At 63.3% G+C, this 25,407-nt stretch carries 23 protein-coding genes; 11 read left to right on the top strand and 12 right to left on the bottom strand.

Annotation, left to right across the window (positions count from 1 at the left end; all coding sequences use genetic code 11):
• Positions 1 to 129: 129 nt before the first annotated feature.
• Positions 130 to 945: an exodeoxyribonuclease III gene (xth, locus tag XH84_RS20250; protein WP_128921082.1), complete on the top strand. Its 816-nt coding sequence runs from the start codon at positions 130 to 132 to the stop codon at positions 943 to 945.
• Positions 946 to 1,090: 145 nt separating this feature from the next.
• Here xth and XH84_RS20245 read toward each other — a convergent pair whose 3' ends face one another.
• A complete protein-coding gene (locus tag XH84_RS20245; RefSeq protein WP_028133428.1) occupies positions 1,091 to 1,534 on the bottom strand; it encodes a cyclic nucleotide-binding domain-containing protein in 444 nt (147 codons plus the stop codon).
• Positions 1,535 to 1,592: 58 nt separating this feature from the next.
• Entirely contained in the window at positions 1,593 to 2,279 is a 687-nt protein-coding gene (locus tag XH84_RS20240) for a response regulator transcription factor (protein ID WP_007598630.1), read from the bottom strand.
• Between the two features lie 236 nt (positions 2,280 to 2,515).
• On the opposite strand from XH84_RS20240, the gene XH84_RS20235 reads away from it, so the two are divergent.
• Together XH84_RS20235 and XH84_RS20230 are read left to right on the top strand one after the other, a co-directional pair.
• Positions 2,516 to 3,052: a L,D-transpeptidase family protein gene (locus tag XH84_RS20235; protein ID WP_245471775.1), complete on the top strand. Its 537-nt coding sequence runs from the start codon at positions 2,516 to 2,518 to the stop codon at positions 3,050 to 3,052.
• A 6-nt stretch (positions 3,053 to 3,058) separates the two neighbouring features.
• The gene (locus XH84_RS20230) at positions 3,059 to 3,844 is read left to right on the top strand and encodes a 2-keto-4-pentenoate hydratase (protein WP_128921084.1); all 786 of its coding nucleotides are present in this window, start codon (positions 3,059 to 3,061) and stop codon (positions 3,842 to 3,844) included.
• Between the two features lie 364 nt (positions 3,845 to 4,208).
• Here XH84_RS20230 and XH84_RS20220 read toward each other — a convergent pair whose 3' ends face one another.
• Positions 4,209 to 4,898 carry a YggS family pyridoxal phosphate-dependent enzyme gene (locus tag XH84_RS20220; protein ID WP_128921086.1) on the bottom strand — a complete coding sequence of 230 codons (690 nt, stop codon included), beginning with the start codon at positions 4,896 to 4,898 and terminating at the stop codon, positions 4,209 to 4,211.
• 110 nt (positions 4,899 to 5,008) lie between these two features.
• Between XH84_RS20220 and XH84_RS20215 the strand changes: the two genes are divergently transcribed.
• Positions 5,009 to 6,712, top strand: coding sequence for a diguanylate cyclase domain-containing protein (locus XH84_RS20215; RefSeq protein WP_128921087.1), 1,704 nt, complete (start codon positions 5,009 to 5,011; stop codon positions 6,710 to 6,712).
• On the opposite strand, the gene XH84_RS20210 is transcribed toward XH84_RS20215, so the two are convergent.
• Entirely contained in the window at positions 6,709 to 7,755 is a 1,047-nt protein-coding gene (locus tag XH84_RS20210; RefSeq protein WP_181769648.1) for a GGDEF domain-containing protein, read from the bottom strand. The two genes, XH84_RS20215 and XH84_RS20210, sit on opposite strands and share 4 nt — an antisense overlap.
• A 193-nt stretch (positions 7,756 to 7,948) precedes the next feature.
• Here XH84_RS20210 and leuS point away from each other — a divergent pair, with 193 nt between their 5' ends.
• The 3 genes from leuS to holA all read left to right on the top strand — a co-directional run bounded on the left by leuS (position 7,949) and on the right by holA (position 12,249).
• Complete coding sequence (gene leuS, locus XH84_RS20205) at positions 7,949 to 10,573, top strand: leucine--tRNA ligase (RefSeq protein WP_128921088.1); 2,625 nt, start codon at positions 7,949 to 7,951, stop codon at positions 10,571 to 10,573.
• A complete protein-coding gene (gene lptE / locus XH84_RS20200) occupies positions 10,560 to 11,111 on the top strand; it encodes an LPS assembly lipoprotein LptE (RefSeq protein WP_128921089.1) in 552 nt (183 codons plus the stop codon). Before leuS ends, lptE begins: the two co-directional genes overlap by 14 nt.
• A 109-nt stretch (positions 11,112 to 11,220) precedes the next feature.
• Positions 11,221 to 12,249 carry a DNA polymerase III subunit delta gene (gene holA / locus XH84_RS20195; protein ID WP_128921090.1) on the top strand — a complete coding sequence of 343 codons (1,029 nt, stop codon included), beginning with the start codon at positions 11,221 to 11,223 and terminating at the stop codon, positions 12,247 to 12,249.
• Positions 12,250 to 12,560: 311 nt separating this feature from the next.
• Here the strand turns inward: holA and XH84_RS20190 are convergent, their stop codons facing one another.
• The 7 genes from XH84_RS20190 to hemJ all read right to left on the bottom strand — a co-directional run bounded on the left by XH84_RS20190 (position 12,561) and on the right by hemJ (position 21,226).
• The gene (locus XH84_RS20190; protein ID WP_164936470.1) at positions 12,561 to 13,448 is read right to left on the bottom strand and encodes a ParB/RepB/Spo0J family partition protein; all 888 of its coding nucleotides are present in this window, start codon (positions 13,446 to 13,448) and stop codon (positions 12,561 to 12,563) included.
• 145 nt (positions 13,449 to 13,593) lie between these two features.
• Positions 13,594 to 14,460 carry a ParA family protein gene (locus tag XH84_RS20185; protein ID WP_128921092.1) on the bottom strand — a complete coding sequence of 289 codons (867 nt, stop codon included), beginning with the start codon at positions 14,458 to 14,460 and terminating at the stop codon, positions 13,594 to 13,596.
• Between the two features lie 28 nt (positions 14,461 to 14,488).
• Positions 14,489 to 15,121 carry a 16S rRNA (guanine(527)-N(7))-methyltransferase RsmG gene (gene rsmG, locus XH84_RS20180; RefSeq protein ID WP_128921232.1) on the bottom strand — a complete coding sequence of 211 codons (633 nt, stop codon included), beginning with the start codon at positions 15,119 to 15,121 and terminating at the stop codon, positions 14,489 to 14,491.
• 124 nt (positions 15,122 to 15,245) lie between these two features.
• On the bottom strand, positions 15,246 to 17,126 hold the full coding sequence (gene mnmG, locus XH84_RS20175; RefSeq protein ID WP_128921093.1) for a tRNA uridine-5-carboxymethylaminomethyl(34) synthesis enzyme MnmG: 1,881 nt from the start codon (positions 17,124 to 17,126) through the stop codon (positions 15,246 to 15,248).
• A 472-nt stretch (positions 17,127 to 17,598) separates the two neighbouring features.
• Positions 17,599 to 18,957, bottom strand: coding sequence for a tRNA uridine-5-carboxymethylaminomethyl(34) synthesis GTPase MnmE (gene mnmE / locus XH84_RS20170; protein ID WP_128921094.1), 1,359 nt, complete (start codon positions 18,955 to 18,957; stop codon positions 17,599 to 17,601).
• A gap of 321 nt (positions 18,958 to 19,278) precedes the next feature.
• The gene (rho, locus tag XH84_RS20165) at positions 19,279 to 20,544 is read right to left on the bottom strand and encodes a transcription termination factor Rho (RefSeq protein ID WP_008133567.1); all 1,266 of its coding nucleotides are present in this window, start codon (positions 20,542 to 20,544) and stop codon (positions 19,279 to 19,281) included.
• 247 nt (positions 20,545 to 20,791) lie between these two features.
• On the bottom strand, positions 20,792 to 21,226 hold the full coding sequence (gene hemJ / locus XH84_RS20160; RefSeq protein WP_128921095.1) for a protoporphyrinogen oxidase HemJ: 435 nt from the start codon (positions 21,224 to 21,226) through the stop codon (positions 20,792 to 20,794).
• Positions 21,227 to 21,683: 457 nt separating this feature from the next.
• On the opposite strand from hemJ, the gene XH84_RS20150 reads away from it, so the two are divergent.
• The 4 genes from XH84_RS20150 to dnaQ are packed head-to-tail and all read left to right on the top strand — an operon-like array spanning position 21,684 to position 24,535.
• Positions 21,684 to 22,523, top strand: coding sequence for a pyruvate, water dikinase regulatory protein (locus XH84_RS20150; protein ID WP_128921096.1), 840 nt, complete (start codon positions 21,684 to 21,686; stop codon positions 22,521 to 22,523).
• 8 nt (positions 22,524 to 22,531) lie between these two features.
• Positions 22,532 to 23,140 (top strand): Maf family nucleotide pyrophosphatase, encoded by a 609-nt coding sequence (locus tag XH84_RS20145; RefSeq protein WP_128921097.1) that lies wholly within the window; start codon positions 22,532 to 22,534, stop codon positions 23,138 to 23,140.
• Positions 23,141 to 23,163: 23 nt separating this feature from the next.
• The gene (gene coaE, locus XH84_RS20140; RefSeq protein ID WP_128921233.1) at positions 23,164 to 23,763 is read left to right on the top strand and encodes a dephospho-CoA kinase; all 600 of its coding nucleotides are present in this window, start codon (positions 23,164 to 23,166) and stop codon (positions 23,761 to 23,763) included.
• A 55-nt stretch (positions 23,764 to 23,818) separates the two neighbouring features.
• A complete protein-coding gene (gene dnaQ / locus XH84_RS20135; RefSeq protein WP_128921098.1) occupies positions 23,819 to 24,535 on the top strand; it encodes a DNA polymerase III subunit epsilon in 717 nt (238 codons plus the stop codon).
• A 7-nt stretch (positions 24,536 to 24,542) separates the two neighbouring features.
• Here dnaQ and secB read toward each other — a convergent pair whose 3' ends face one another.
• A complete protein-coding gene (secB, locus tag XH84_RS20130; RefSeq protein WP_128921099.1) occupies positions 24,543 to 25,034 on the bottom strand; it encodes a protein-export chaperone SecB in 492 nt (163 codons plus the stop codon).
• Positions 25,035 to 25,407 lie beyond the last annotated feature (373 nt).

Genomic DNA, 25,407 nt, shown 5'->3' with positions numbered 1-25,407 from the left:
CACTTCGTGCCGCGCAGCGTCCGGGGCACGCAATCGGACCGAGCGTTTGCTTCCAACTCCAAAAACGCGGTGGGCACGGCGCTTTGCGCCTTTGCCCACCCTACGAGAGCTTGCTAAGACGCATCCCTCATGCGTTTTTCCCTGACAACCTGGAACATCAATTCGGTGCGGCTGCGCATCGACCTGGTCGCGAAATTCCTTAGGAGCGCGCGACCGGACGTGCTGTGCCTGCAGGAGACCAAGTGCATCGACGACGCCTTTCCGCTGAAGCGTTTCAAGCGGCTCGGCTATGAGCACGTCGCACTGAACGGGCAGAAGGGCTATCACGGCGTTGCCATCGTCTCGAAGATTCCGTTCGAGTCCACGGACATCCGCACCTTCTGCGACAAGGTGGATTCGCGCCACATCTCCGTATCGTTCGGCGAGAAGGCCAATATCGCAAGGCCACTGGTGCTGCATAATTTCTACGTGCCCGCCGGCGGCGACATTCCCGATCCCGCGGTGAACGAGAAGTTCGACCACAAGCTTCGCTTCCTCGACGAGATGAAGGCGTGCGAGCCGCTGCATCCGCGTGGGCAGGATCGCCACATCCTGGTCGGCGATCTCAACGTCGCCCCGCACGAGAACGACGTGTGGTCGCACAAGCAGCTTCTGAAGGTGGTCTCGCATACGCCTGTCGAAACCGAGAAGCTCAAGGCGGCGCTCGAAGCCGGCGAATGGGTCGATGTCGCACGCGACCGCATTCCGCTGTCGGAGAAGGTCTATACGTGGTGGAGCTACCGCTCCCCCGACTGGACCGTCGGCGATCGCGGCCGCAGGCTCGACCACATCTGGGTTTCGCGCGCGCTGAAGGATGCGGTCAGCGATTTTAGGATTTTGCGCGACGCGCGGAGCTGGGAGCGGCCGTCGGACCATGTGCCCGTGACGGTGACGCTGGAGGTGTGAGCCACCTTTGTCATTCCGGGGCGCGACGAAGTCGCGAACTATGATGCGCAATTGCGCATCTGAGAATCCATTCATCCACCGTCTCTGACGCTCAATGGATTCCGGGTTCGCGCTACGCTCGCCCCGGAATGACGAGTGGAGATAGCTACGACGTCAGCTTCGCGCCCGCCATCAATATATCGCTTGCGATCTGGCTGGAGCGGACCGCGAATTCGTCGCGCAGGCGCACGGCGGCGGCAGGGTCGCTTTCGAGCACGCGCTGGAACAGGCTGCGGGCGACGCGGATGACGGAGGAGTGCTCCAGCGCGATCGCGCTCGATGGGCGTTTCATCGGCACCACCAGCGCGAGCTCGCCGATCAACGCGCCGGGACCGGCGATCATTTCGGCGCCGGCGCCGTCCTCGACCCGGAAGGCGCCGCGCTGGACCACGAAGCCGGCATCGGCATCGTCGCCGAGATTGAACAGGGTGTCGCCGCGGACGAAGTCGCGCTGCTCGGAGCCGATCGCCAGCATGCGCAACGAGGCGTCTCCCAACAGGCGCAGTGTCGGGACTCGCTCGAGAAGCGCTACGTCGTCGTCGATTGACATTCAGATCCGAGGCTCAAGGGCATGCGATCTAAAACGATTCGCACGCCCTTCGAGCGTATCACGGCACCAGCTTGTAGCCACCGGCTTCCGTGACCAGGATTTCCGGGTTGGCGGCGTCCTTCTCGATCTTCTGGCGCAGGCGGTAGATGTGGGTTTCCAGCGTGTGGGTGGTGACGCCGGAATTATAGCCCCAGACCTCCTGGAGCAGAGTTTCGCGCGAGACCGGCATCTGGCCGGCCCGGTAGAGGAAGCGGAGGATGGCGGTTTCCTTCTCCGTCAGCCGCACCTTGCGCGCATTGGCCGCGGTGAGCATTTTCGAGCCGGGACGGAAGGAGTAGGGGCCGACCGAGAACACCGCGTCCTCGCTGGCCTCGTGCTGGCGGAGCTGGGCGCGAATGCGGGCCAGCAGAACGGCGAAGCGGAAGGGCTTGGCTACATAGTCGTTGGCGCCGGATTCCAGCCCCAAAATCGTATCGGAATCGGTGTCGTGCCCGGTCAGCATGATGATCGGGGCCTTGAAGCCGCCCTTGCGCAAGGAGCGGACCACCTCACGGCCGTCGGTGTCGGGCAGGCCGACATCCATCAGAACGAGATCGGGGGCATTGGCCTTGGCGGCGCTCGCGCCCTTGGCGCCGGTATCGACGGCGGAGGCTTCGAACTCTTCGTGTAGCGATAATTGCTCCACCAACGTATCGCGCAGATCGGTATCGTCATCCACGATCAGGATCTTGCGGGCATTGGCCATAGGGGGTCATCCTTTTGGGGTCCGGCTCGGCGCGCATCCATGCCGCACTCAGCCGTGAGGGGAAGTTTAGGGGTCGCTGTTGTTATTGTTATTCGTGTTGAAGTAGTGGGCTGTCACCGATTCACAAGCCAGAACCACTCTAACCCAGAATAGCAGGGCGTTTTGATGAATGTCCTGTAATGAATTCGACATTGCACGTTCACATGAAAAATAGAGCTGCTTCAATCGGTTACACTATGATTCGCAGTGCCGGACCGCTCTCCGCAATCCGCGTTAAGCCTGCGGCCGGCAATCCGCTGCGAGGCTGGCTGATTGCGGGATCGCTGACCATACCGGTCGCGCTGGGACGGGGCGGCATCCTCGCCAACAAGCGCGAGGGCGACGGCGGCACTCCCAGAGGCAGCTTCCATCCCCGGCGATTGTGGTGGCGGGGCGACCGGCATAGCCGTCCGCAGAGCTTCTTGCCGACCCGAGCCATCACCGGAGAGGACGCCTGGTGTGAGGATCCCGGCGACCGCCACTACAACCAGCGAATCCGGCGCGGCGAGGGGCAGGGCGGCGACCGCCTCAAGCGCGCCGACCATCTCTATGACTTCATCATCGAGATCGACCACAATACCAGGCCGCGGATCGCCGGCCGTGGCAGCGCGGTATTTCTGCACCTGGCCCGCGACAATTTCGGTCCGACCGCGGGCTGCGTCTCGATGACGAAATCTGCGATGCTGCAATTGCTGCGGCGCCTGGGCCCGCGAACAAAAATCATCATCGGATGAGGATGCATGCTCGACAAAGATCAGATCGCGGCCGCATCGCGCCTGCTGGTTCGACATTGGCGCGACGGCTCCAAGCTTGACGCGCTGGAGAAGCGCTTGCGGCCGCAGAGCCGCGCAGACGGCTACGCCATCCAGGCTGCGCTCGAAAGCCAGTCGCTTGGAAACCTGTTCGGCTGGAAGATCGCAGCCACGAGCGTATCAGGACAGAAGCACATCAATGTCACGGGACCACTGGCCGGCCGCATCATGAGCGACACGGTGATCGCCGACGGCGGCACTGCGTCGATGAAGGGCAACGAGATGCGCGTCGGCGAGCCTGAATTCGCTTTCCGCATGGGACGCGATCTGCCGCCGCGGGCAGCGTCGTACACAGCCTTCGAGGTGCTGGCCGCCGTCGACAGCTTTCATCCCGCGATCGAGATTCCCGATTCGCGTTTTGCCGATTTCGCCCGCGCCGGCGAAGCGCAGCTGATCGCCGACAATGCCTGCGCGCATCTGTTCGTGCTGGGCGCTGCGACGACTGCAAATTGGCGTGCGATGGATCTCGTCGAGGAGCGGCCGCAGATCACGCTGCGCGGCGAGCGGTATATCGGTCACGGCAAGAACGTGCTCGGCGATCCCCGCGCCGCGCTCGCCTGGCTTGCCAATGAGCTCTCCGGGCTCGGCATCACCTTGCGGGCAGGGCAGGTGGTGACAACAGGCACGTGCCATCCGCCGCTGCCGATTGCGTCCGGCGATCATTTTGCGGCGGACTTTGGGGTGCTGGGGAAGGTGTCGGTGGGGTTCGTGTAAATCGCCTCATGCTCCGCTGTCGTCCCTGCGAACGCAACGCTTTGCTGTCGTGCCCCGGACGCAGCGCAGCGCCCCCCGGCGATGCGAAGCATCGTCCGGTGCGGTGCGCTGCTGAGCCGGGGTCCATCTCGCCGCACTGTATCGTGTTGCTCTGGGTCCCGACTCTGCGCCGCAACGCTTTGGGCGTTGCAGCTTGTCCGGGACACCAGCGTGAGTGGCGGCGGTGTACGTGCTCCGTTATTGCGAGGAGCTCTTGCGACGGAGCAATCCAGAATCTCTCCGCGGAGGGAGTCTGGATTGCTTCGCTGCGCTCGCAATGACGAAATCGATAGCGGTTGCTGGGCGCATCCCTCGTCAACGACTCTCACCTGTGCCCGAAGATCGCGCTCCCGACCCGCACATGGGTGGCACCGAGCATGATCGCGGTCGCGAAATCCGCGCTCATGCCCATCGAGAGATTCGTCAATCCATTGCGCGCGGCGATCTTGGCGGTCAGAGCAAAGTGCGCCGCCGGCGGTTCGTCGACCGGCGGGATGCACATCAAGCCGGAGATCGTCAGCCCATAGGTGTCGCGGCAGCTGGCGAGGAAGGCGTCGGCCTCTCCGGGCGCGACGCCGGCCTTCTGCGGCTCTTCGCCGGTGTTGATCTGGACGAAGAGCTGCGGGTGCTTGTTCTGGGATTCGATTTCCTTGGCTAACGCTTGGCAAATGCTCGGACGGTCCACCGAGTGGATGGCATCGAATAACGCGACCGCCTCTTTCGCCTTGTTGGATTGTAGCGGTCCGATCAGATGCAGCGCGATGCCAGGGTAAACAGACGTTAACGCGGGCCACTTGCCTTTGGCCTCCTGCACCCGATTCTCGCCGAATACGCGCTGTCCGGCTTCGATGATCGGGGTAATGGCATCCGCGGCGAAAGTCTTGGACACGGCGATCAGCGTCACGGAGGCGCGATCGCGCCGCGCATCCTTGCAGGCGCGGGCGATTTCTGCTTCGACCGCAGCGAGCGCGTTTGGTGAATGGCCGGTTACCGGCGCGGCGTTGGGTTCTGTCATGACGTCGTTTGGCTGTGTTCGTAACCGGAGGTAAGTCCAATTTTACCGAGTTCAAGAAAGAGTCTTTGAACCCTTCGCTTTACCTTGGACCATCGGGGTGGGTAGCGAAGATGGCCAGCATCAGTCTCAACCGCAAGCGAGCGAAACTCAAGCAGGTTCTCGGAATCCGGGCGCGGCTTGCGTTGCTCGCGGTGATTCTGGTGGCACCCTTGATGCTCGAGCGCATCCGTTCGCTCGAAGACACCCGCACCCGGCAGATCGCGCAGGCCACGGTTGAATTCACCACCGTCGCAAGGCACAGCGCCGATGCGCAGCGCGAGGTGATCTCATCGGTCGAGACCATCCTGAAATCGGAAGCCTTCATTCGCGCCTCCGCAGGCGGCGTCAGCAAGAGTTGCGACGTGCTACGCGCGAGCCTGCCGTCGAACCTGCCCTGGATCCGCACGCTTTTGATCGCCGGCCAGGACGGACGCATCCAATGCGCCACCAATAACATGTATGTCGGCCTCGACCTCAGCGACCGGCCCTACTTTCAGCAGGCCCAGGAGAGCGGCCGCTTCGTGCTGAGCGATTTCATCCTGTCGCGCCCGGTACCGTCACCGACCGTCATGGCAGTCTACCCGGTGTCCGCGTTCAGCGGCGTCGCCGATGCCGTCGTGCTCGCCACGGTCAACCTCGACTGGATGTCGAAGGTGATGAGCAATTTGGGCGGACGCGCCGGCATCACCGCCGTGCTGGTCGACAGCACAGGCACCGTGCTGGCCGCGCCGGCCGATCAGCACAGCGCTGTCGGCCGTCCCCTCGACAACATGCCGCTGATGTCGGCCATCGCCGACCGGGCGCTGCGGTCGAACCAGGACGAGGGCTCACTGTCTTTCCTCGCCGCCGACGGCTCGCGCCGCGCGGTCAGCTACATCCGCATCGCCGGCACCAATGCCCGCCTGATCGCCAGCATCGACGAAGACAAGGTGTCCGCGGCGGTCAGCCGCGACATCCGCACCGCCTATCTCCAGCTCGCTTTCGTCGTCGTGTTCGTCCTTCTCGGCGCGCTGATCGCTGCCGAAAAGCTCGTCATCAAGCCGATCGAGATGCTCGTCGACATGGCCAAGCGCCTCGGTGAGGGCGACCTGTCGGCCCGCGCGGCGCGCAATCGCCTGCCGGCCGAGTTCGTGCCCCTGGCCCGCGCGTTCAACGCGATGGCCGCACAACTGAGCCAGCGCGAGCGCGAGCTGATCGCGAGCAACGACCGGCTGACGGTGATGGCCTCGATCGACATGCTGTCCGGCCTCGCCAACCGCCGCGGCTTCCAGAGCCGGCTCGACTTCGAATGGATGCGTGCGCAGCAATATGGCAGCGACCTCGCGCTGCTGATGATCGACGTCGACCATTTCAAGCTGTTCAACGACACCTATGGTCATCTCGAAGGCGATTCCTGTCTGACCAGGCTCGGCGAATCGCTGTCCGGCATCGCCGCCGACACGATGGGCTTTGCGGCGCGCTATGGCGGCGAGGAATTCTGCCTGCTGCTGCCGAACACCGATGTGAATGGCGCCGTGAAAATCGGCGAACAGGTGCGCGCGGCCGTGCTGAAGCTATGCCTGCCGCACATCACCTCAGCCCATATGATCGTCACTGTCTCGATCGGCGTGGCCGCGACCAAGCCCAACGAAAGTCTGCGCCCCGGCGACTTGATCGAAGCCGCCGACGCCGCGCTCTACGCCGCCAAGCACCGCGGCCGCAACAATGTCGTCGAGCACGGCATCCAGGCGATCGAGAGCGGCGCGGCGGACATGATGATGGCGGCCAGCGCCTAACCCGCAGCTCCCGTGCGATCGAGCTCGGCTTCCGTCACCACGCGATTGCGGCCGCTGCCCTTGGCGAGATAGAGCGCGCGGTCGCAGCGCTCGATGAAATCGGTGATCGCTTCGCCGGCCCGGTACTGCGCCACACCGATCGACACGCTGATGTTGGGCAGGATCTCGCCGGTCGAGCGGCGCGTGATCGTGCATTCGGCGAGCGCACGCCTGATGCGCTCGGCGATCTCGGCGCAAGTGGCGAGATCGGCGTCCGGCAGCACCGCGATCAGCTCCTCGCCGCCATAGCGGGCCGGCAGATCCTGCTCGCGGACCTTTTCTCGCAGCACCTTCGCCATCAGGCGCAGCACCTGGTCGCCAACGCCGTGGCCGAAATTGTCGTTGAAGGCCTTGAAGTGGTCGATGTCGAGCATCAGCACGCTGAGCGGCTCGCCCCATGAAGCGGTCGCCTGCGCCTTGCGCAGGAATTCGTCGAGCGCGCGCCGGTTTGCAAGGCCCGTCAGCGTGTCCGTCCGGGCGCGCTCCTCGGAGCGCGAGAGCGAATCGCGGATCACGTCAAGCTCGCGGGTCTTTTCCGCAAAGCCCGCTTCCAGCCGCGTCGCTCGTGTGGCGGCCCGGGCCAGCTCGTTCATGAGCTGGGCGACCAGCGCCTTCGGATCGACGCCGGCCTTGCCTTGGTCCGCTACCTCGCTGATGACCTGCATCTGCGAATGATTGTCAGCGATCGCGGTCGCCAGAAATTCCTTGGCCGCTCCCATCAGTGCCTGCAGCCGCTCGGAGGTGTCGACCGCGATGGCGCTCACCTGGGGCGCGACATAGGTCTCGAACAGGTCTTGATTGGTTCGGGCGTCGAACGGACGATTGTGGTCGATCAGGAGATCGATCGCGTTGCGCAGATCGTCATGGCTGCCCGCGAAATATTGGTACCAGACCGCAAAATTGGCCGGGGTCGGCGCAATCCGCTGTTCGGCCATGCTGCGCATCGCCCGTCCGGCGATGGAGGCGGCATAGTCGTAGTCGGGATCGTCGAAGCTCGAATCCATCGCGGTCATGCGGGTCCTGTCGGGCCGCAAATTGGCATCGAGCTCTTAATCACACGCCAACACCGATCCTCGTAGTTATGCGGAGGCGACGGCCATGGTTCCAAATCGCGGCAACCCATTGACCCCTTGAGGACTTCTATGGCCTAGTCCGCCGTCTTGACACGGCCGAACCCACGAAAACCCCAACGATTCCATGACCTCCGAACGCTATAACGCCCGCGACGCCGAACCGCGCTGGCAACGCCTCTGGGACGAACAGGCGATCTTCGTCTCCAAGAACGATGATTCGCGGCCGAAATATTATGTGCTTGAGATGTTCCCCTACCCGTCCGGGCGCATCCATATCGGCCATGTCCGGAATTACACGCTCGGCGACGTGCTGGCCCGCTTCATGCGCGCCAAGGGGTTCAACGTGCTGCACCCGATGGGATGGGACGCGTTTGGCCTGCCGGCCGAGAATGCCGCGATCGAACGCAAGGTCGCGCCGAAGGCCTGGACCTACGACAACATCGCCGCGATGAAGAAACAGCTCCGCTCGATCGGGCTGTCGCTGGACTGGTCCCGGGAGATCGCGACCTGCGATCCCTCCTATTACAAGCACCAGCAGAAGATGTTTCTGGACTTCCTGCGCGAAGGCCTCGCCGAGCGCGAGAAGCGCAAGGTGAACTGGGACCCCGTCGACATGACCGTGCTCGCCAACGAGCAGGTGATCGACGGCCGCGGCTGGCGTTCAAGCGCTGTCGTCGAACAGCGCGAGATGAATCAGTGGGTCTTCAAGATCACGAAATACTCGCAGGAACTCCTGTCGGCGCTGGATACGCTGGACCGCTGGCCGGACAAGGTGCGGCTGATGCAGCGCAACTGGATCGGCCGCTCGGAGGGCTTGCTTGTCCGCTTCGCCCTGGATGCGGCGACGACGCCGGCCGGCGAGAGCGAGCTGAAGATCTTCACGACGCGCCCGGATACGCTGTTCGGCGCGAAATTCATGGCGATCTCGGCGGATCATCCGCTGGCGCAGGCTGCGGCCGCGAAGAACCCGAAACTCGCGGAGTTCATCGCCGAGATCAAGAAGATGGGTACCGCGCAGGAAATCATCGACACCGCGGAGAAACAGGGTTTCGACACCGGCATCCGCGCGGTGCATCCGTTCGATCCGAGCTGGAAGCTGCCGGTCTATGTCGCCAATTTCGTGCTGATGGAATATGGCACCGGTGCGATCTTTGGCTGCCCCGCGCATGACCAGCGCGACCTCGACTTCGTCAACAAGTACAGTCTCGGCAACACGCCCGTGGTCTGCCCGGAAGGGCAGGACCCGAAGTCGTTCGTCATCACCGACACCGCCTATGACGGTGACGGCCGCATGATCAATTCGCGCTTCCTCGACGGCATGACCATCGAGCAGGCCAAGGACGAGGTCGCAAAACGTCTGGAAAGCGAGCTGCGCGGCAACGCGCCCGTCGGCGAGCGGCAGGTCAATTTCCGCCTGCGCGACTGGGGCATTTCGCGCCAGCGCTATTGGGGCTGCCCAATTCCCGTCATTCATTGCCCGAAATGCGATGTGGTGCCGGTACCGGATGCCGACCTGCCGGTGAAGCTGCCTGACGACGCGACCTTCGACAGGCCGGGCAACGCGCTCGACCATCATCCGACCTGGAAGCACGTCACCTGCCCGAAATGCGGCGGCAAAGCCCAGCGCGAAACCGACACCATGGACACCTTCGTGGATTCGTCCTGGTATTTCGCGCGCTTCACCGATCCCTGGAACGAGAACGCGCCGACCACGCCCGCGGTCGCCAACCGGATGCTGCCGGTCGACCAATATATCGGCGGCGTCGAGCACGCGATCCTGCATCTGCTCTACAGCCGCTTCTTCACCCGCGCGATGAAGGCGACCGGACACATTGCGCTCGACGAGCCGTTCGCCGGCATGTTCACGCAAGGCATGGTGGTGCACGAGACCTACCAGAAGGCCGACGGTACCTATGTGCAGCCGGCCGACGTCAAGGTCGAAGTCGGCGGCAACGGGCGCCGCGCCACGCTGCTTGGCACAGGCGAAGACATCACGATCGGCCCGATTGAGAAGATGTCGAAGTCGAAGAAGAACACGGTCGACCCCGACGACATCATCGAGACCTATGGCGCCGACGTCGCCCGCTGGTTCATGCTGTCGGACTCCCCGCCCGACCGCGACGTGATCTGGAGCGACGAGCGCGTCCAGGGCGCCTCGCGCTTCGTGCAGCGGCTGTGGCGGCTGGTGAACGATTCCGTCGAGCTCGGCAAGAGCGCGCCGGCGGCCCGGCCGGCCAGCTTCGGCCCGGACGCCACCGCCTTGCGCAAGGCGGCCCATGGTGCGCTGGACAAAGTCACCACTGGGATCGAGCGGCTGCACTTCAACGTCTGCCTCGCCCATATCCGCGAATTCGCCAATAGCTTCTCGGAGATCCTGCAGCGTCCCGGGCAGCCTGCGGCCGACTTAGCCTGGACAGTGCGGGAAGCCGGCCAGATCCTGGTCCAGCTGTTCTCCCCGATGATGCCGCACCTCGCCGAGGAGTGCTGGCAGGTTCTGGGCCAGAGCGGGCTGGTTTCCGAGGCCAATTGGCCCCAAATCGAACGCGATTTGCTGGTTGAAGACAGCGTGACCCTGGTGGTCCAGGTCAATGGCAAGAAGCGGGGCGAGGTCACAGTTGCAACAGCGGCCCAGAATCCGGAAATCGAGGCTGCCGTTTTGGCCCTCGATGCGGTAAAGCTGGCCCTGGACGGCAAGCCCGTCCGCAAGGTGATCATCGTCCCCAAGAGGATCGTAAATGTTGTCGGCTAGGATCCGCATCGCAGCCCGCTTGCTGGCGGTCGCCGCCCTGGCCGCGTTGACGGCCGGCTGCTTCCAGCCGATGTATGCCGAGCGAAACGACGGCACCCCCGGCCTGCGCGAGAAGCTGATGGGTGTCGAGCTGCCCCCGATCAGCAAGCCCAATGCCTCCCGCGAGGCCCGCGTCGGCGTCGAGATCCGCAACGCGCTTGCTTTCAAGCTTTACGGCTCGGCGACGGGCATGCCGCCGACCCACCGGCTGGACATCCGGTTCACCACCACCCGCTCCTCATTGATCGTCAGCACCGCGACGGGACTGCCGACCAACGAAAATTACGGCATCGACGCCCAATACAATCTGATCGACGCCGCAACCGGCAAGTCCGTCATGACCGGCTCGACTTTCTCGCGCGTGTCCTACGACATGCCGGGATCCTATCAGCGCTTCTCCCGCAACCGCGCCGTGCGCGATGCGGAGGATCGTGCCGCCAACGAGATTGCCGAGAACATCACGACCCGGCTCGCCTCGTTCTTCACCGCGGGCACGTAAGTCACTCCAGTCATTCCGGGGCGCGCCAAGCGTGAACCCGGAATCCAGAGATTGTATATCGAGATTCCGGATTCGCGCTTCGCGCGCCCCGGAATGACGATTGGGCCCGATGGTCGCACTGCGCGGAAAAGAGATCGACAGCTTCCTCGCCCGCCCCGATGCGGGCCGTCCGATCATCCTGCTCTACGGTCCCGATGCCGGCCTCGTGCGCGAGCGTGCCGATGCGTTGATCGCTTCCGCCGTCGATGATCCCAACGATCCGTTTTCCCTGGTCAAGCTCGACGGCGACGAGCTTTCCGCCGAGCCATCGCGCCTCGTCGACGAGGCGATGACGGTGCCGCTGTTCGGCGGCCGCCGCGCGATTCGCGTGCGCGCCGGCTCGCGCAGCTTTGCCGGCGGAATCGACACGCTGGCCGAGATGAACGTCAGGGATTGCCGCATCGTGATCGAGGCCGGCGAGCTCCGCCCGGAATCGCCGCTGCGAAAGGCCTGCGAAAAGGCCAAGACGGCGGTGGCGATCGGCTGCTATCCCGACACCGAGCGCGATCTCGGCAAGCTCATGGAAGACGAGTTGCGCATCGCTAATCTGCGCATCGCACAGGATGCCCGCGCGGCGCTGATGTCGTTCCTCGGCGGCGACCGCCAAGCCTCGCGCAACGAACTGCGCAAGCTGACGCTCTACGCCCATGGCAAAGGCGAGGTGACGCTGGACGACGTGATGGCCGTGGTTGCGGACGCCTCCGAGCTGAAGCTCGATCCGATCGTCGACGGCGCCTTTGCCGGGCGGCCCGACATCGTCGAGACCGAATTCGCCAAGGCGATGATCGCCGGCACCTATCCCGGTGTAATCATCTCCGCCGCGCAGCGCCAGGCGGCGTGGCTGCACAAATCCGCGCTGGCCATCGCCGACGGCCAGCCTGCCTCCGCCGTGCTCGACGGCGGCTATCCGCGCCTGCATTTCTCGCGAAAGCCCGCGGTCGAAACCGCGCTGCGCAATTTTAGCGTGGCGAAGCTCGCCGCCGTCATCGAGCAGCTCGCGACCGCCGCGCTCGACACCCGCAAGCAATCGACGCTCGCCGCCGCCATCGCCCAGCGCACACTGATGGCGATCGCGGCGAACGCGAAGCGGCGGGGTTAATTAAGGCTCTCACTGTCTCCCCGTCATTGCGAGCGAAGCGAAGCAATCCAGGATCCCTCCGCGGAAAGATTCTGGATTGCTTCGTCGCAAGTGCTCCTCGCAATGACGTGGGGAGAGAGTCGCATATCACAATGATGGCGGTAATTCCTCATCCCGAGGAGCGCGCTCTTGCGCGCGTCTCGAAGGATGCAGGCCCGCCTGTGGCCCTCGCCCTTCGAGACGCCACTTCGCGGCTCCTCAGGGTGAGGGAGATAGACTGAACGGGCCGCGCGATCCGGTTTTCGCCCGGCGCCGCGGAACGAGGGCGAAACCTACAGCGCGCCCTTGGCGAGCCGCTTCATCACCTCGTCGAGCTGATCGAGGTTGCGGTAGTTGATCTGGACCGAGCCGCCGGGGTCGCGGTGATTGACGGTGACCTTGAGGCCGAGCGCATCGCTGACGCGCTTCTCCAGATCGATCGTGTCGGGGTCCTTTTCCTTGCCCCCCGTGCTGCGCGCCTTTTGCGGCTTGCGCTCCGGCACGCCCTCTTCATGCGCGAGCGCTTCGGCCTGGCGGACGTTGAGTCCCTCCTCGACGATGCGCTTGGCGGCGGCGAGCGGATCCGGCACGCCGATCAGTGCGCGAGCGTGACCGGCCGTCAGCTCGCCGGTCGCGATGAAAGCCTGCACCTCCGCTGGCAGCTTTGTCAGCCGCATCATGTTGGCGACGTGGCTGCGGCTCTTGCCGACGACCTTTGCGATCTCGTCCTGGCTGCGTTTGAACTCGTTGGCGAGCGCGTGATAACCCTGCGCCTCTTCCATCGGGTTGAGGTCCTCGCGCTGCACGTTCTCGACGATCGCGAACTCCAGCGCGTCGCTGTCGCTGATGTCGACCGGGACGACCGGCACTTCGTGCAGGCCGGCCATCTGCGAGGCGCGCCAGCGTCGCTCGCCGGCGATGATCTCAAAGCGGTCCTGTGCGCCCTTCACCGGACGCACCACGATCGGCTGGATCACGCCATGCTGCCTAATGGACTCGCTGAGCTCCTTCAGCTCGGCGTCCGAAAAGGTGCGGCGCGGATTGCGCGGATTGGCCTTGATGAATTCGATCGGCACCTTGCGCTGCGCGCGCGGACGATCGACGTGCTGGGCCTCGCCGCCGACATCACCGATCAGACTTGCAAGTCCCCGGCCCAGTCGCGAACGCGCTTCATCGGCCATCGCCAGCTCCCTTGGATTCACGGTGCAGCACTCCAGAACTGAATTTCAAATCGTAGGGTGGGTTAGCGCAGCGTAACCCACCATTGGTTAGTCCGGGGGCGAGAGACCTGGTGGGTTACGCTACGCTAACCCACCCTACGCACCGTCAATGCGTCGTGCGCAGCTCGCGCTCGCGCTGGATCACTTCGGTGGCGAGCCGCAGATATGCTTCGCTGCCGACGCATTTGAGATCGTAGACCAGCACCGGCTTGCCGTAGGACGGCGCCTCCGAGATGCGTACGTTGCGCGGGATCATGGTCTTGTAGACCTTCTCGCCCATGAACTGGCGGACGTCGGCGACGACCTGGTTCGAGAGGTTGTTGCGCGAGTCGAACATGGTCAGCACGATGCCGTGGATCGACAGGTTCGGATTGAGCGTCGAGCGCACCTGCTCCACCGTCTGCAGCAATTGCGACAGACCTTCGAGCGCGAAGAACTCGCACTGCAGCGGCACCAGGATCGCATCGGAGGCCGCCATCGCGTTCACCGTGAGCAGGTTGAGCGAGGGCGGGCAGTCGATCAGCACATAGGTGTAGTCGGCATCCGGCGAGACATTGTTGTTGAGCGCACCGATGGCATCGCGCAGCTTGAAGGCGCGGCCGGGTGTGGTGCCGAGCTCGAGCTCGAGACCGGAGAGATCCATCGTCGAGGGCGCGATGTGCAGCCGCGGCACCGCGGTCGAGACCACAGCTTCGCGCAAGGCGGCTTCGCCAACCAGCACGTCATAGGTCGAGCAGGAGCGGTTGCGGCGGTCGATGCCGAGGCCGGTCGAGGCGTTGCCCTGGGGATCGAGATCGACGACCAGGACGCGTTCGCCGATTGCCGCGAGTGCCGTACCCAAGTTAATCGCTGTGGTTGTTTTTCCCACGCCGCCCTTCTGGTTCGCCAGTGCCAGGATGCGCGGATGGCCGTGCGGTACCTCGCTGGTCGGTTCCTGGGTCTGCTCTTGCTGCGGCTCGTCAATCACGGTCATCGAATTTCCCCACTCAGCCCCTGAAGCCTCAGCTGCGCCGTTCGGCGGCGTTGAGCTCCACGATCCAGCCGTCACCCGTGCGGCTTTGGTGGAGCTGAGGCGTAATATTCCAATATTTAGCGGCTTCGGTCAATTCGGCCTCTACATCTTGACCCTTAGGAAATAACGCCTTTGCGCCCTGGCGCATCAGCGGCTCCGCAAAGCCGATGAGCTGATGTAGCGGAGCCAGCGCACGCGCGGTGACGCAATCGACGGGGCCAGTGATTCTATCCACATTATCCCCGATCTCAGCGAGATGTACGACTCCCGGAGATGTGGTGACGCGGATCGCTTCGCGCAAAAACGCAGCCTTCTTGGCGATCCGCTCGACGAGATGGACGCTGGCGCCGGGGGTCTCGGCCATGGCACAGGCCAGGACGACGCCGGGAAAGCCGCCACCGCTGCCAAGATCGGCCCAGCGTTTTGCAATCGGCGCAAGATCGACGAGTTGAAGCGAATCGGCGATGTGCCGCGTCCAGAGGTGCGGCAAGGTCGAGGGCGCGACCAGATTGGTCTTGGCCTGCCACTCCCGCAGCAGTGCGATGTAGCGGTCGAGCCGGGCTTCCGTTTCATGTGAAACGGGCGCGAGCTTCAGTGCTGCGCGCTTGTCGGCGGCGATGATGGAATCGAGCGCCTGATCATTGGCGCTGGCTTTGCCGAACTTCGGCTTGGCCCCGCCCTCACCTACTCCGGCACGTCGCGATAGCTCTTTGTCCCTGCCCGGTCCGCGCTGTTTCACGTGAAACCTATGCGATGGCCTTGGAGGACTTTCGTGCCTCACGCCGAAGATAGGCGGCGAGGATGCCGAGCGCAGCCGGCGTCATGCCGTCAATCCGGCCGGCCTGGCCGACGGTGAACGGCCGCGCCTTCTCCAGCTTGGCCCGCACCTCGTTGGAGAGACCGGGGACGAGGCTGTAATCGACCTCTGTGAGCACCAGTCCCTCGTCGCGCCTGAAGGCATCGACGTCGGCGCTCTGGCGCTCAAGATAGACATCGTACTTGGCGTCGATCTCAAGATGAGTCGCGATGACAGGATCGATCCCCGCCAGCTCAGGCCAGATCGTTCGGACCTGGCTCCAGCCGATCTCCGGATAGGCCATCAGCTCGAAGGCCGACCGGCGCTGGCCGTCGCGGTTCAGGGACAATCCGCGCTTGATCGCCTCGTTCGGGGTGATCGTCAGCGACTTCGAGAGCGTCCTGGCTGCATTCAGCGCGTCCATCTTGGCGCGATGGTGGAAGGTCCGGGCGTTTCCAACACATCCCAGGGCGATGCCCTTCTCGCTCAGACGCTGATCCGCATTGTCCGCCCGCAGCGTGAGCCGGTACTCGGCCCGCGAGGTGAACATCCGATAGGGTTCGCTGATCCCGCGGGTGACCAGGTCGTCGATCATCACACCGAGATAGCCGTCGGCACGATCGAACACCGTCAGCGCCGCCCCGCTCGCAGCAAGCGCCGCGTTCAGGCCGGCGACGATGCCCTGCCCTGCCGCCTCTTCGTATCCGGTGGTGCCGTTGATCTGCCCCGCCAGGAACAGACCGCGCAGACGCTTGGTCTGGAGGGTCGGATCAAGCTCACGGGGATCGATGTGGTCGTACTCGATGGCATAGCCCGGACGGACCATCTTCACCCGCTCCAGACCAGGGATGCTGGCGAGGATCGCGAGCTGGACCTCTTCGGGGAGCGAGGTCGAGATGCCGTTGGGATAGACCGTGCTGTCATCGAGCCCTTCCGGCTCCAGGAAGATCTGATGGCCGTCGCGGTCGCCGAAGCGGACGATCTTGTCCTCGATCGAGGGGCAATAGCGCGGCCCGGAGCTCTTGATCTGACCGGAGTACATCGGCGAGCGATGAACATTGGCCCGGATCACCTCATGGGTGGCGGCCGTGGTCCGGGTGATGCCGCACTGGATCTGCGGGGTCGTGATCCGCTCGGTCATGACCGAGAATGGCTCCGGCGGTTCGTCTCCGGGCTGCATCTCGACCGCGAACCAATCGATCGTGGTGCCGTCCAGACGCGGCGGCGTACCGGTCTTGAGCCGTCCCAGGGCGAAGCCGGCACGCTCAAAGGACGTGGAAAGACCCATCGCCGGGGCCTCACCGACACGGCCGGCCGGCCAATTCTTCTCGCCGAGATGAATGAGACCACGCAGGAAGGTGCCGGTGGTGACCACCACAGCCCCTGCCCGAAGCTCCCGGCCGTCCGCCAGGCGAAGTCCCGTCACCCGGCCATCGGCCACGATCAGCTCGTCGGCCTCGCCTTCAATGACGGACAGTCCCTCGGTCTCCCGGATCGCGGCCTGCATGGCCGCCGCATAGAGTTTTCGGTCAGCCTGAGCCCGAGGACCACGGACAGCCGGACCCTTGCGACGATTGAGCACGCGAAACTGGATGCCGCCGGCATCGCCCACGCGGCCCATCAGACCATCGAGCGCATCGACCTCCCGCACAAGATGCCCCTTGCCGAGACCGCCGATAGCGGGATTGCAGGACATCGCGCCGACCGTGGAAAAGCGGTGCGTCACCAGCGCGGTCGTCGCGCCCATCCGGGCAGACGCAGCTGCGGCTTCACAGCCGGCGTGACCGCCGCCAATCACGATGACGTCGAAGCTCTCTCGCTCTGTTCGCATGAGCGGACTTCTAGCTCAGAGGCGGGAAAGCCGGAAGCGGAAACTGGAAGGTGGATGTTTCACGTGAAACGGGGCGGTTTCGGAGCGGAAATCGATTTCGCGAGAACACAGTAGAAAGATCGTTGTTGCGACTGCTCTTCCCGCGGACGCAAATGGACAGCCACGTTTCACGTGAAACCAAGTTCGGTTGGCGGCCCAAGATGTCTGAATTCGATGGGAACCACCCGCGCTCTTCCGCAGCAAAGCACGCCCATAGTCCTCTGCCCGTGTCCCGGACCGGCAGCAACGCGCGCGTTGCTGCGCCGAGCCGGGGCTCAGAAGCTGCGAGCTGAGTCGGGGTACACTAAGGAGAGAGCGAAGAGACTGTTACGGCAGCTCCTGTTTCACGTGAAACAAACGTCGCGAACCTGACCCGTTTCACGTGAAACATAAGGAATGGAACAAGTGCTAGTTCTACATTGAAGAACTAGAGCTACTTTCCAATGCAAAACTTCTGGAAGATGGCCCCCAGAACGTCCTCGACGTCGACCCGGCCCAGCAGCCGGCCCAAGGCATAAGCGGCCGCTCGCAATTCCTCAGCGGCCAGCTCTTCGCCCTCTTCTACAAGCTCAAGGCTCCGGCGCAAGCTGTCCAACGCGCGACTCAACAGCTCCCGCTGGCGCGCCCTGGTCACAACGGCGCCCTCGCTGGTTGCGAAGAACTCGGCCGCGAATTCAACGAGGGCCTCAACCAGCTCCGGGATGCCATCGCCCTCACGCGCCGAGATCGCAAACTCATCGCGCACGGCAGCGCCTCCGGCTCTGCCCAGATCGATCTTGTTGCGGATGATCCAGACCGGGCCACCGGACCGATCACTATCCCTCCCGGAATTCCGAAGCGTCCGCATCGTCTCCGGATCCACGGCTTGCTCGGACTCGACCAGCCACAACACCAGGTCGGCATCCTCGGCCCGCGCCCGCGCCCGGCGCACGCCCTCCTGCTCGACCGGATCGTCGGTCTCGCGGATGCCCGCGGTGTCGATGATTGTGACGGGGTAGCCGTCGAGGTCGAGCTGGATCTCGATCACGTCGCGCGTCGTGCCGGCATGCGGCGAGACGATCGCGACCTCGCGGCGCGCGAGCTGGTTCATTAGCGTCGACTTGCCGACATTCGGCTCACCCGCGATCGCGACCACGAGCCCGTCGCGAAGGCGTTCAGAATGTCCCTGTGCCGCAAGGACTTCTTTGATTTCGTCATGCAGCGCTGCGATCGCCTTCACCGCCGGAGCCCGCAATTCTGCCGGCACATCGCCTTCGTCGGAAAAATCGATGCCGGCTTCGATCAGCGCCGACGCCTCGATAATTCGTTCGCGCCAGTCGCGCGCGCGGTCGCCAAGCAGGCCCTGCAATTGCCGCAGCGCCTGGCGCCGCTGCCGGTCGGTATCGGCGTGGATGAGATCGTCGAGACCCTCGGCCTCGGTGAGATCGAGCTTGCCGTTCTCGAACGCACGTCGGGTGAATTCACCTGGCTCGGCCGCCCGCGTATTCTGAATAACCGAAATAGAGGCAAGCAGCGCCGCCAGCACCGCGCGTCCGCCATGGACGTGAAATTCGGCGACGTCCTCGCCGGTCGCGCTGCCCGGTCCTGGAAACCAGAGCACCACCGCATCGTCGATCGGCTGGCCAGCCCTGTCGCGGAGCAGCCGGCGGCTGGCCTGCCGCGGTGCCGGCAGCTTGCCCGCAAGCGTCGTCAGTATCTGGCCAGCCTGAGGTCCCGACACGCGGACCACGGCGATCGCGCTCGGCGCCCGGCCGGACGACAACGCAAAGATGGTCTGGTCTCGCGGATGCATGGCCTATTTGTCCGGCTGCCGATCAAAAGGCAAATACCCGTTCCGGCGACAAGACGGCACGATTTGCTGCGCTGTATGCTGCAAAAATTCCTAATATTGCACAGCAATATATCAGGGAATTTTGCTGCAATTAATCCCGACACCTTTCTCGATGGACCGCGGGATTTCAACGATTACTTATATAAATCAACATATTAATTGAATAGCAGCCCCGGCATCATACCGCCTTCCATGCTGCGTATCATCTGCAACAAAGCCCGCACAACAAAAAGGGCGCCCGGAGGCGCCCTTTGAACTTGAACAGACTATGTTGCACCGCACTCAGGTGTTCATGGAGTCGAAGAACTCCGAATTGCTCTTGGTCGAGCGCAGCTTGTCGAGCAGGAAGTCGATCGCATCCATCGTGCCCATCGGATTGAGGATGCGGCGCAGCACGTACATCTTCTTGAGCACCTGCGGATCGGTGATGAGCTCCTCCTTGCGGGTGCCGGAGCGCGAAATGTCGATCGCCGGGAAGGTGCGCTTGTCCGAGACCTTGCGGTCCAGGATCAGTTCCGAGTTACCGGTGCCCTTGAACTCTTCGAAGATGACTTCGTCCATGCGGCTGCCGGTATCGACCAGCGCGGTCGCGATGATGGTCAGCGAGCCGCCCTCCTCGATGTTACGGGCGGCACCGAAGAAGCGCTTGGGGCGCTGCAGTGCGTTGGCGTCGACACCGCCGGTCAGCACCTTGCCGGATGACGGCACCACCGTGTTGTAGGCGCGGCCGAGACGCGTGATCGAATCGAGCAGGATCACGACGTCACGGCCATGCTCGACCAGACGCTTTGCTTTTTCGATCACCATCTCGGCGACCTGGACGTGGCGCACCGCCGGCTCGTCGAAGGTCGACGACACGACCTCGCCCTTCACCGAGCGCTGCATGTCCGTGACTTCTTCCGGACGCTCGTCGATCAAGAGCACGATCAGATAGCACTCGGGATGGTTATGCGTGATCGAGTGCGCGATGTTCTGCATCAGCACGGTTTTACCCGTGCGTGGCGGCGCAACGATCAATGCGCGCTGGCCCTTGCCGATGGGAGCGACGATGTCGATCACGCGTGCAGACAGGTCTTTGCGCGTCGGATCGTCGATTTCCATGCGGAAACGCTGATTTGGAAACAACGGCGTGAGGTTGTCGAAATTGACCTTGTGCTTGGCCTTTTCCGGATCCTCGAAATTGAGCGTGTTGACCTTCAGCAGCGCGAAATAGCGCTCGCCCTCCTTCGGGCTGCGAATATGGCCTTCGATGGTGTCGCCGGTGCGCAGGCCGAAGCGACGGATCTGCGACGGCGAAACGTAGATGTCGTCGGGGCCCGGCAGATAATTCGCATCGGGCGAGCGGAGGAAACCGAAGCCATCGGAGAGCACTTCGACCACGCCCTGGCCGACAATGTCGGTCTCGGCGAGTGCGAGCTGCTTGAGGATCGCAAACAGCAGCTCCTGTTTGCGCATCGTGCTGGCGTTCTCGACCCCATTCTCCTCCGCAAACGAGACGAGCTCGGCTGGCGTTTTGGACTTGAGGTCTTCGAGTTTAATTTCCCGCATTGGGGTGGTCCTGTGGGGTAACCTAGGAGGGGGGTGCGAGGAGGCTCTGAAATGCGGACGTGAGAAGAGAAAGTCCGCAGGTCTGGCAAGGAGAGTGCCGGTGAGGCTTCAAACCTGATGCGGTGTCCGGCCTCTGGAAAGCTCAGACACAACCACATCCGCCTGCGTTGGGTGGGATATCGACAATATAGAAAATCGCTTCCTGCTCCGCAAGCCGAAGCACTGAGCTAATCGTCAGGCGCCTTGCCTAGAACGGCTTCACGATCACCATGATGACGATGAAAATCATCAGGACGGTCGGCACTTCATTGATAATTCGATAGAATTTCTGGGTCCGCGGGCGCCGGTCGGCGGCGAAATCCTTCAGCCAGCGGGAAAAAAAGCCGTGGACCGCAGACATCGCCAGGACCAGTGCCAGTTTTACGTGCAGCCAGCCGAACGAGAACCAATGGCCGGACCAGGCGAGATAGAGCCCGGCGAGCCAGGTGACGATCATGGCGGGGTTGATGATGGCCTTGAGCAGCCGGCGTTCCATCACCTTGAACGTTTCCGACTGCTTCGAGCCGATCTCGGCCTCGGAATGATAGACGAACAGCCGCGGCAGATAGAGCATGCCCGCCATCCAGGCGATGACGGCGATCACATGCAGCGCCTTGATCCAGAGATAGACGTCTTCGAACATTTTCGCGGGTCCGGCTTCTGCCCAGTGAAGGGAACTGGGGATAGTAAGAACTCGTTAAGGTCTCACCGTGCACACATATCCGTCCGTAGCGCCTTCCTCAAATCTAGAATCTTAGATTCTTAAGGTCTGAGTCTATGTGACCGTGGATTGGACTCATGCAATTCCATCCGCGGGTTCACGCGCGCTTTTTCACACCCATCAACATATCCGGATTGCTCTTGGCGCTTTGCGATAAGCCGACCAGCTTCAAAGGCTTGCGCCTTTCTGTCGGCAGCTTATCAAGGGGGTTGTCCGCGCAATCCCTTTTTCGTCACGGCGGGCCGGCGAACTTGTTCAGACCGGCAGCGGTGTGAAGAAAATTGGCCCTTGTCCCGCCCCTGGTGTCGCACATCCCTTTCCAAGGGGTTAAGCTCCACAGAAATCCACAATCCGTCCCGCCCTCATCCCAAGAGTTTTTGTGCCGACCTCGAACAATTATTTCCATCTGCACCTCGTCTCCGATTCCACCGGCGAGACGCTGATCACCGTGGCCCGCGCGGTTGCCGCCCAATACGCCAACGTGACGCCGGTCGAGCATGTCTATCCGCTGGTGCGCAGCCAGAAGCAGCTCGATCGCGTGCTCGACGAGATCGAGGAAGCCCCGGGGATCGTGCTGTTCACGCTGCTGGAGAAGGACCTGGTCTCCAGGCTCGAGGACAAGTGCAAGGAGATCAATGTTCCGAGCCTGTCGATCATCGGCCCGGTGATGCAGCTGTTCGAAGCCTATCTCGGGGCTGCGACCACGGGCCGCGTCGGCGCTCAGCACGTCCTCAACGCGGAATATTTCAAGCGTATCGACGCGCTGAACTACACGATGATCCACGACGACGGTCAGCATGTCGATGGCCTCAACGATGCCGACGTCGTCCTGGTCGGCGTGTCCCGCACCTCGAAAACGCCGACGTCGATTTATCTCGCCAATCGCGGCATCCGCACCGCCAACGTGCCACTGGTTCCGGGCATTCCGGTGCCCTCGCAATTGGAGACGCTGACGCGGCCGCTGGTCGTCAGCCTGCACGCGACGCCGGAACGCCTGATCCAGATTCGTCAGAATCGCCTGCTCTCGATGGGAGCGGAGTCCGGCAGCGACACCTACACCGACAAGCAATCGGTCACCGAGGAAGTCGCTTTTGCGCGCAAGCTCAGCGCCAAGCACGATTGGCCATTGCTGGACGTCACGCGTCGCTCGATCGAGGAAACCGCGGCGGCGATCATGAAGCTCTACAGCGATCGCCAACGCAACCGACCTTCCGAATAGTTTGCGCAATGGGTCTGTGGCTCGGCACATCTCCGTTGATCCTGGCCTCGCAGAGCAGCGCGCGAAAGCTGCTGCTGGCCAATGCCGGGCTGGAGTTCAAGGCTGTTACCGCCGATATCGACGAACGCGGTATTCAGGCCGCTTCAGAGCTTTCAAATCCACGCGAGATCGCCCTGCTGCTGGCGCGCGAAAAGGCCAAGGCGGTCTGCGCCCGTCATCCCGGGAGCTACGTGATCGGCGCCGATCAGACGCTGGCGCTTGGCTACCGTCTCTTCAACAAGCCCACGGGCCGTTCGCAGGCATTGGCGCAATTGCGCGATCTTGCCGGCAACAGCCACGAGTTGAATTCCGCAGTGGCCGTGGCGCATGACGGCAAGATTGTTTTCGAGGACGTCTCGATCGCCCGCATGACCATGCGTGAGATGACCGAGAGCGAGCTTTCAGCCTATCTGGACGCTGCCGGCGACGCCGTCACGACCAGCGTCGGCGCCTATCAGCTCGAGGGTCTGGGCATCCATTTGTTCGAGCGCATCGAGGGCGATCATTTCACCATTCTCGGCCTGCCGCTGCTGCCGCTGCTTGCGTTCCTGCGGCGTGAACGGCTAGTTGCGGTGTGAATGACGGAGATGGCTGGGCGCTGATGCGGATCCTGGGACTGACCGGCTCGATCGGGATGGGAAAATCCACCACCGCGAAACTGTTCGCGGAGGCCGGCGTGCCCGTCTACGACGCCGATGCCGCCGTGCATCGGCTCTACGAGGGCGAAGCGGCGCCCGCGATCGAGGCTGCTTTCCCCGGCACCACCGTCAACGGCAAGGTGGACCGGCCAAAACTGTCGGCGCGCGTCGTGCACGATCCCGCCGCGATCAAGCAGCTCGAGCAGATCGTTCATCCGATGCTCGGCGCCTCCCGGCAAAAATTCTTCGCTGAGGCCGAGGCCGCCAAGGCGCCGGTCGTGGTGCTGGACATCCCGCTCCTGTTCGAGACCGGCGGCGAGAAGCGGGTGGATGCCGTGGTCGTGGTGTCGACCTCGCCGGAACTCCAGCGCGAACGGGTGCTGGCGCGGGGCACAATGGATGAAGCCAAGCTCGATGCCATCATCGCCAAGCAGACGCCCGATGCCGAGAAGCGCAAGCGGGCCGATTTCGTGGTGGATACCTCGCACGGACTTGAGCCGGTGCGGGCGCAAATCGCGCACATCCTGGCCGAGGTCGTTAAGATGCCGCAGCGGCGAACCTGATTCGCCGCCTCACACGGCTCTCACGACATTGATCTCAAGACACTGACGCCAAGACATGCGCGAAATCGTCCTCGACACCGAAACTACCGGCCTCGATCCGCTTCGCGGCGATCGTCTGGTCGAAATCGGCTGCGTCGAGATCCTCAACCGCATGCCGACGGGCCAGTCGTATCACGTCTATATCAATCCTGAGAGGGACATGCCGGCGGAAGCCTTCGCGGTGCACGGGCTGTCGGCCGAATTCCTGTCGACCAAGCCGCTGTTCCACGAGGTCGTCGATGCGTTTCTGGAGTTCATCGGCGATGCGCCGCTGGTGATCCACAACGCCTCGTTCGACATCGGCTTCATCAACGCCGAGCTCGACAGGATCAAGCGCGCGGCGATCCCGCGTGAGCGGCTTGTCGATACGCTGCTGCTGGCGCGGCGCAAGCATCCGGGCGTGTCGAACCGCCTCGACGATCTCTGCTCGCGCTATGCAATCGACAATTCACACCGCACCAAGCACGGCGCGCTGCTGGACGCCGAGCTGCTGGCCGAGGTCTATGTCGATCTGGTCGGAGCGCGGCAGTCGCGGCTGCTCCTGGCGTCGGAAGCTCAGGAGATTCGCGTCAATGCGGCCGGCGATGCGCCGCGGCGGCAGCGCCTGGTGCCGCTTGCGCCGCGGACGTCGGACGCCGAGCGCGAGGCCCACCGGGCCTTCATAGCAACGCTCGGCGACAAGGCGATCTGGAACGAGTATCTCGTCGCTCCAGCTGCTGCTTCGGACGGTTAGCCCAGATTTAGGCTTGGCCGGTCTGGCCACCACCCTGGGCGGCCATTTGCCGCTCCATGTTCTGGCGATAGAGACCGACGAAGTCGACCGGATCCAGCATCAGCGGCGGGAACCCGCCGTCGCGCACCGCGGTCGCGATGATCTCGCGCGCGAACGGGAAGAGCAGGCGCGGGCACTCGATCATGACCAGCGGATGCAGATTCTCCTTCGGCACGTTGGCGATGCGGAACACGCCGGCATAAGCGAGCTCGAACGAGAACATGATCTTACCCGCGGTCTCGGCCTTGCCCTCGACCGACAGCGTCACCTCGAACTCCTGTTCGCTGAGATTGTTGGCGCTGACGTTGATCTGGATGTTGATCTGGGGCGGCTGGCTCTGCTGCTGGAGTGAGCTGGGCGCGTTCGGATTTTCGAACGACAGGTCCTTGGTATATTGCGCCAGCACGTTGAGCTGGGGAGCCTGGGCCGCCTCGGGAGGGGTGCCGTTACCGTTGGTCATGAGAGTCTCTCCTTACCCGATTTGGGCTGAATTTCGCGGCGGTTGGCTAACATAGGGCCGCCTCGTTCCACAAGGACGAACGGTCCCGGGCGGGGATTCGGGCCGCGCCGACACCTGTGACGGTCATCCTGCCATTTTCGTAAAATAGCGCCTTAAACGATTGAAGATACGCGATTTCCGGGCAGGATCGGGTTTCCCCTTAAGCATAAAACGCGCTACACTCAGTGCTGTGCCAAAAGGCGCCATTGGCCGGGCAAGATTTCGTGCCTACATCCCAGGGACCTGATGTGGACCCAAAATGGTGATGTAGACTTGCCGTTCCCGTAGGGAACGGTCTACTGGCCGGATTGATTTTCCCGGCGACGACCCCAAA

This window comes from Bradyrhizobium nanningense (assembly GCF_004114535.1).
Lineage (GTDB): Bacteria > Pseudomonadota > Alphaproteobacteria > Rhizobiales > Xanthobacteraceae > Bradyrhizobium > Bradyrhizobium nanningense.
Note: the sequence above shows the minus strand (reverse complement) of the source record. Positions and strands in the feature narration are given on the sequence as shown.

Bases quoted from the DNA above. Each gene is read 5' to 3' on its own strand.
- xth (WP_128921082.1), top strand. From the start codon at position 130: ATGCGTTTTTCCCTGACAACCTGGAACATCAATTCGGTGCGGCTGCGC.
- XH84_RS20245 (WP_028133428.1), bottom strand. From the start codon at position 1,534: ATGTCAATCGACGACGACGTAGCGCTTCTCGAGCGAGTCCCGACACTG.
- XH84_RS20240 (WP_007598630.1), bottom strand. From the start codon at position 2,279: ATGGCCAATGCCCGCAAGATCCTGATCGTGGATGACGATACCGATCTG.
- XH84_RS20235 (WP_245471775.1), top strand. From the start codon at position 2,516: ATGATTCGCAGTGCCGGACCGCTCTCCGCAATCCGCGTTAAGCCTGCG.
- XH84_RS20230 (WP_128921084.1), top strand. From the start codon at position 3,059: ATGCTCGACAAAGATCAGATCGCGGCCGCATCGCGCCTGCTGGTTCGA.
- XH84_RS20220 (WP_128921086.1), bottom strand. From the start codon at position 4,898: ATGACAGAACCCAACGCCGCGCCGGTAACCGGCCATTCACCAAACGCG.
- XH84_RS20215 (WP_128921087.1), top strand. From the start codon at position 5,009: ATGGCCAGCATCAGTCTCAACCGCAAGCGAGCGAAACTCAAGCAGGTT.
- XH84_RS20210 (WP_181769648.1), bottom strand. From the start codon at position 7,755: ATGGATTCGAGCTTCGACGATCCCGACTACGACTATGCCGCCTCCATC.
- leuS (WP_128921088.1), top strand. From the start codon at position 7,949: ATGACCTCCGAACGCTATAACGCCCGCGACGCCGAACCGCGCTGGCAA.
- lptE (WP_128921089.1), top strand. From the start codon at position 10,560: ATGTTGTCGGCTAGGATCCGCATCGCAGCCCGCTTGCTGGCGGTCGCC.
- holA (WP_128921090.1), top strand. From the start codon at position 11,221: ATGGTCGCACTGCGCGGAAAAGAGATCGACAGCTTCCTCGCCCGCCCC.
- XH84_RS20190 (WP_164936470.1), bottom strand. From the start codon at position 13,448: ATGGCCGATGAAGCGCGTTCGCGACTGGGCCGGGGACTTGCAAGTCTG.
- XH84_RS20185 (WP_128921092.1), bottom strand. From the start codon at position 14,460: ATGACCGTGATTGACGAGCCGCAGCAAGAGCAGACCCAGGAACCGACC.
- mnmG (WP_128921093.1), bottom strand. From the start codon at position 17,126: ATGCGAACAGAGCGAGAGAGCTTCGACGTCATCGTGATTGGCGGCGGT.
- mnmE (WP_128921094.1), bottom strand. From the start codon at position 18,957: ATGCATCCGCGAGACCAGACCATCTTTGCGTTGTCGTCCGGCCGGGCG.
- rho (WP_008133567.1), bottom strand. From the start codon at position 20,544: ATGCGGGAAATTAAACTCGAAGACCTCAAGTCCAAAACGCCAGCCGAG.
- hemJ (WP_128921095.1), bottom strand. From the start codon at position 21,226: ATGTTCGAAGACGTCTATCTCTGGATCAAGGCGCTGCATGTGATCGCC.
- XH84_RS20145 (WP_128921097.1), top strand. From the start codon at position 22,532: ATGGGTCTGTGGCTCGGCACATCTCCGTTGATCCTGGCCTCGCAGAGC.
- coaE (WP_128921233.1), top strand. From the start codon at position 23,164: ATGCGGATCCTGGGACTGACCGGCTCGATCGGGATGGGAAAATCCACC.
- dnaQ (WP_128921098.1), top strand. From the start codon at position 23,819: ATGCGCGAAATCGTCCTCGACACCGAAACTACCGGCCTCGATCCGCTT.
- secB (WP_128921099.1), bottom strand. From the start codon at position 25,034: ATGACCAACGGTAACGGCACCCCTCCCGAGGCGGCCCAGGCTCCCCAG.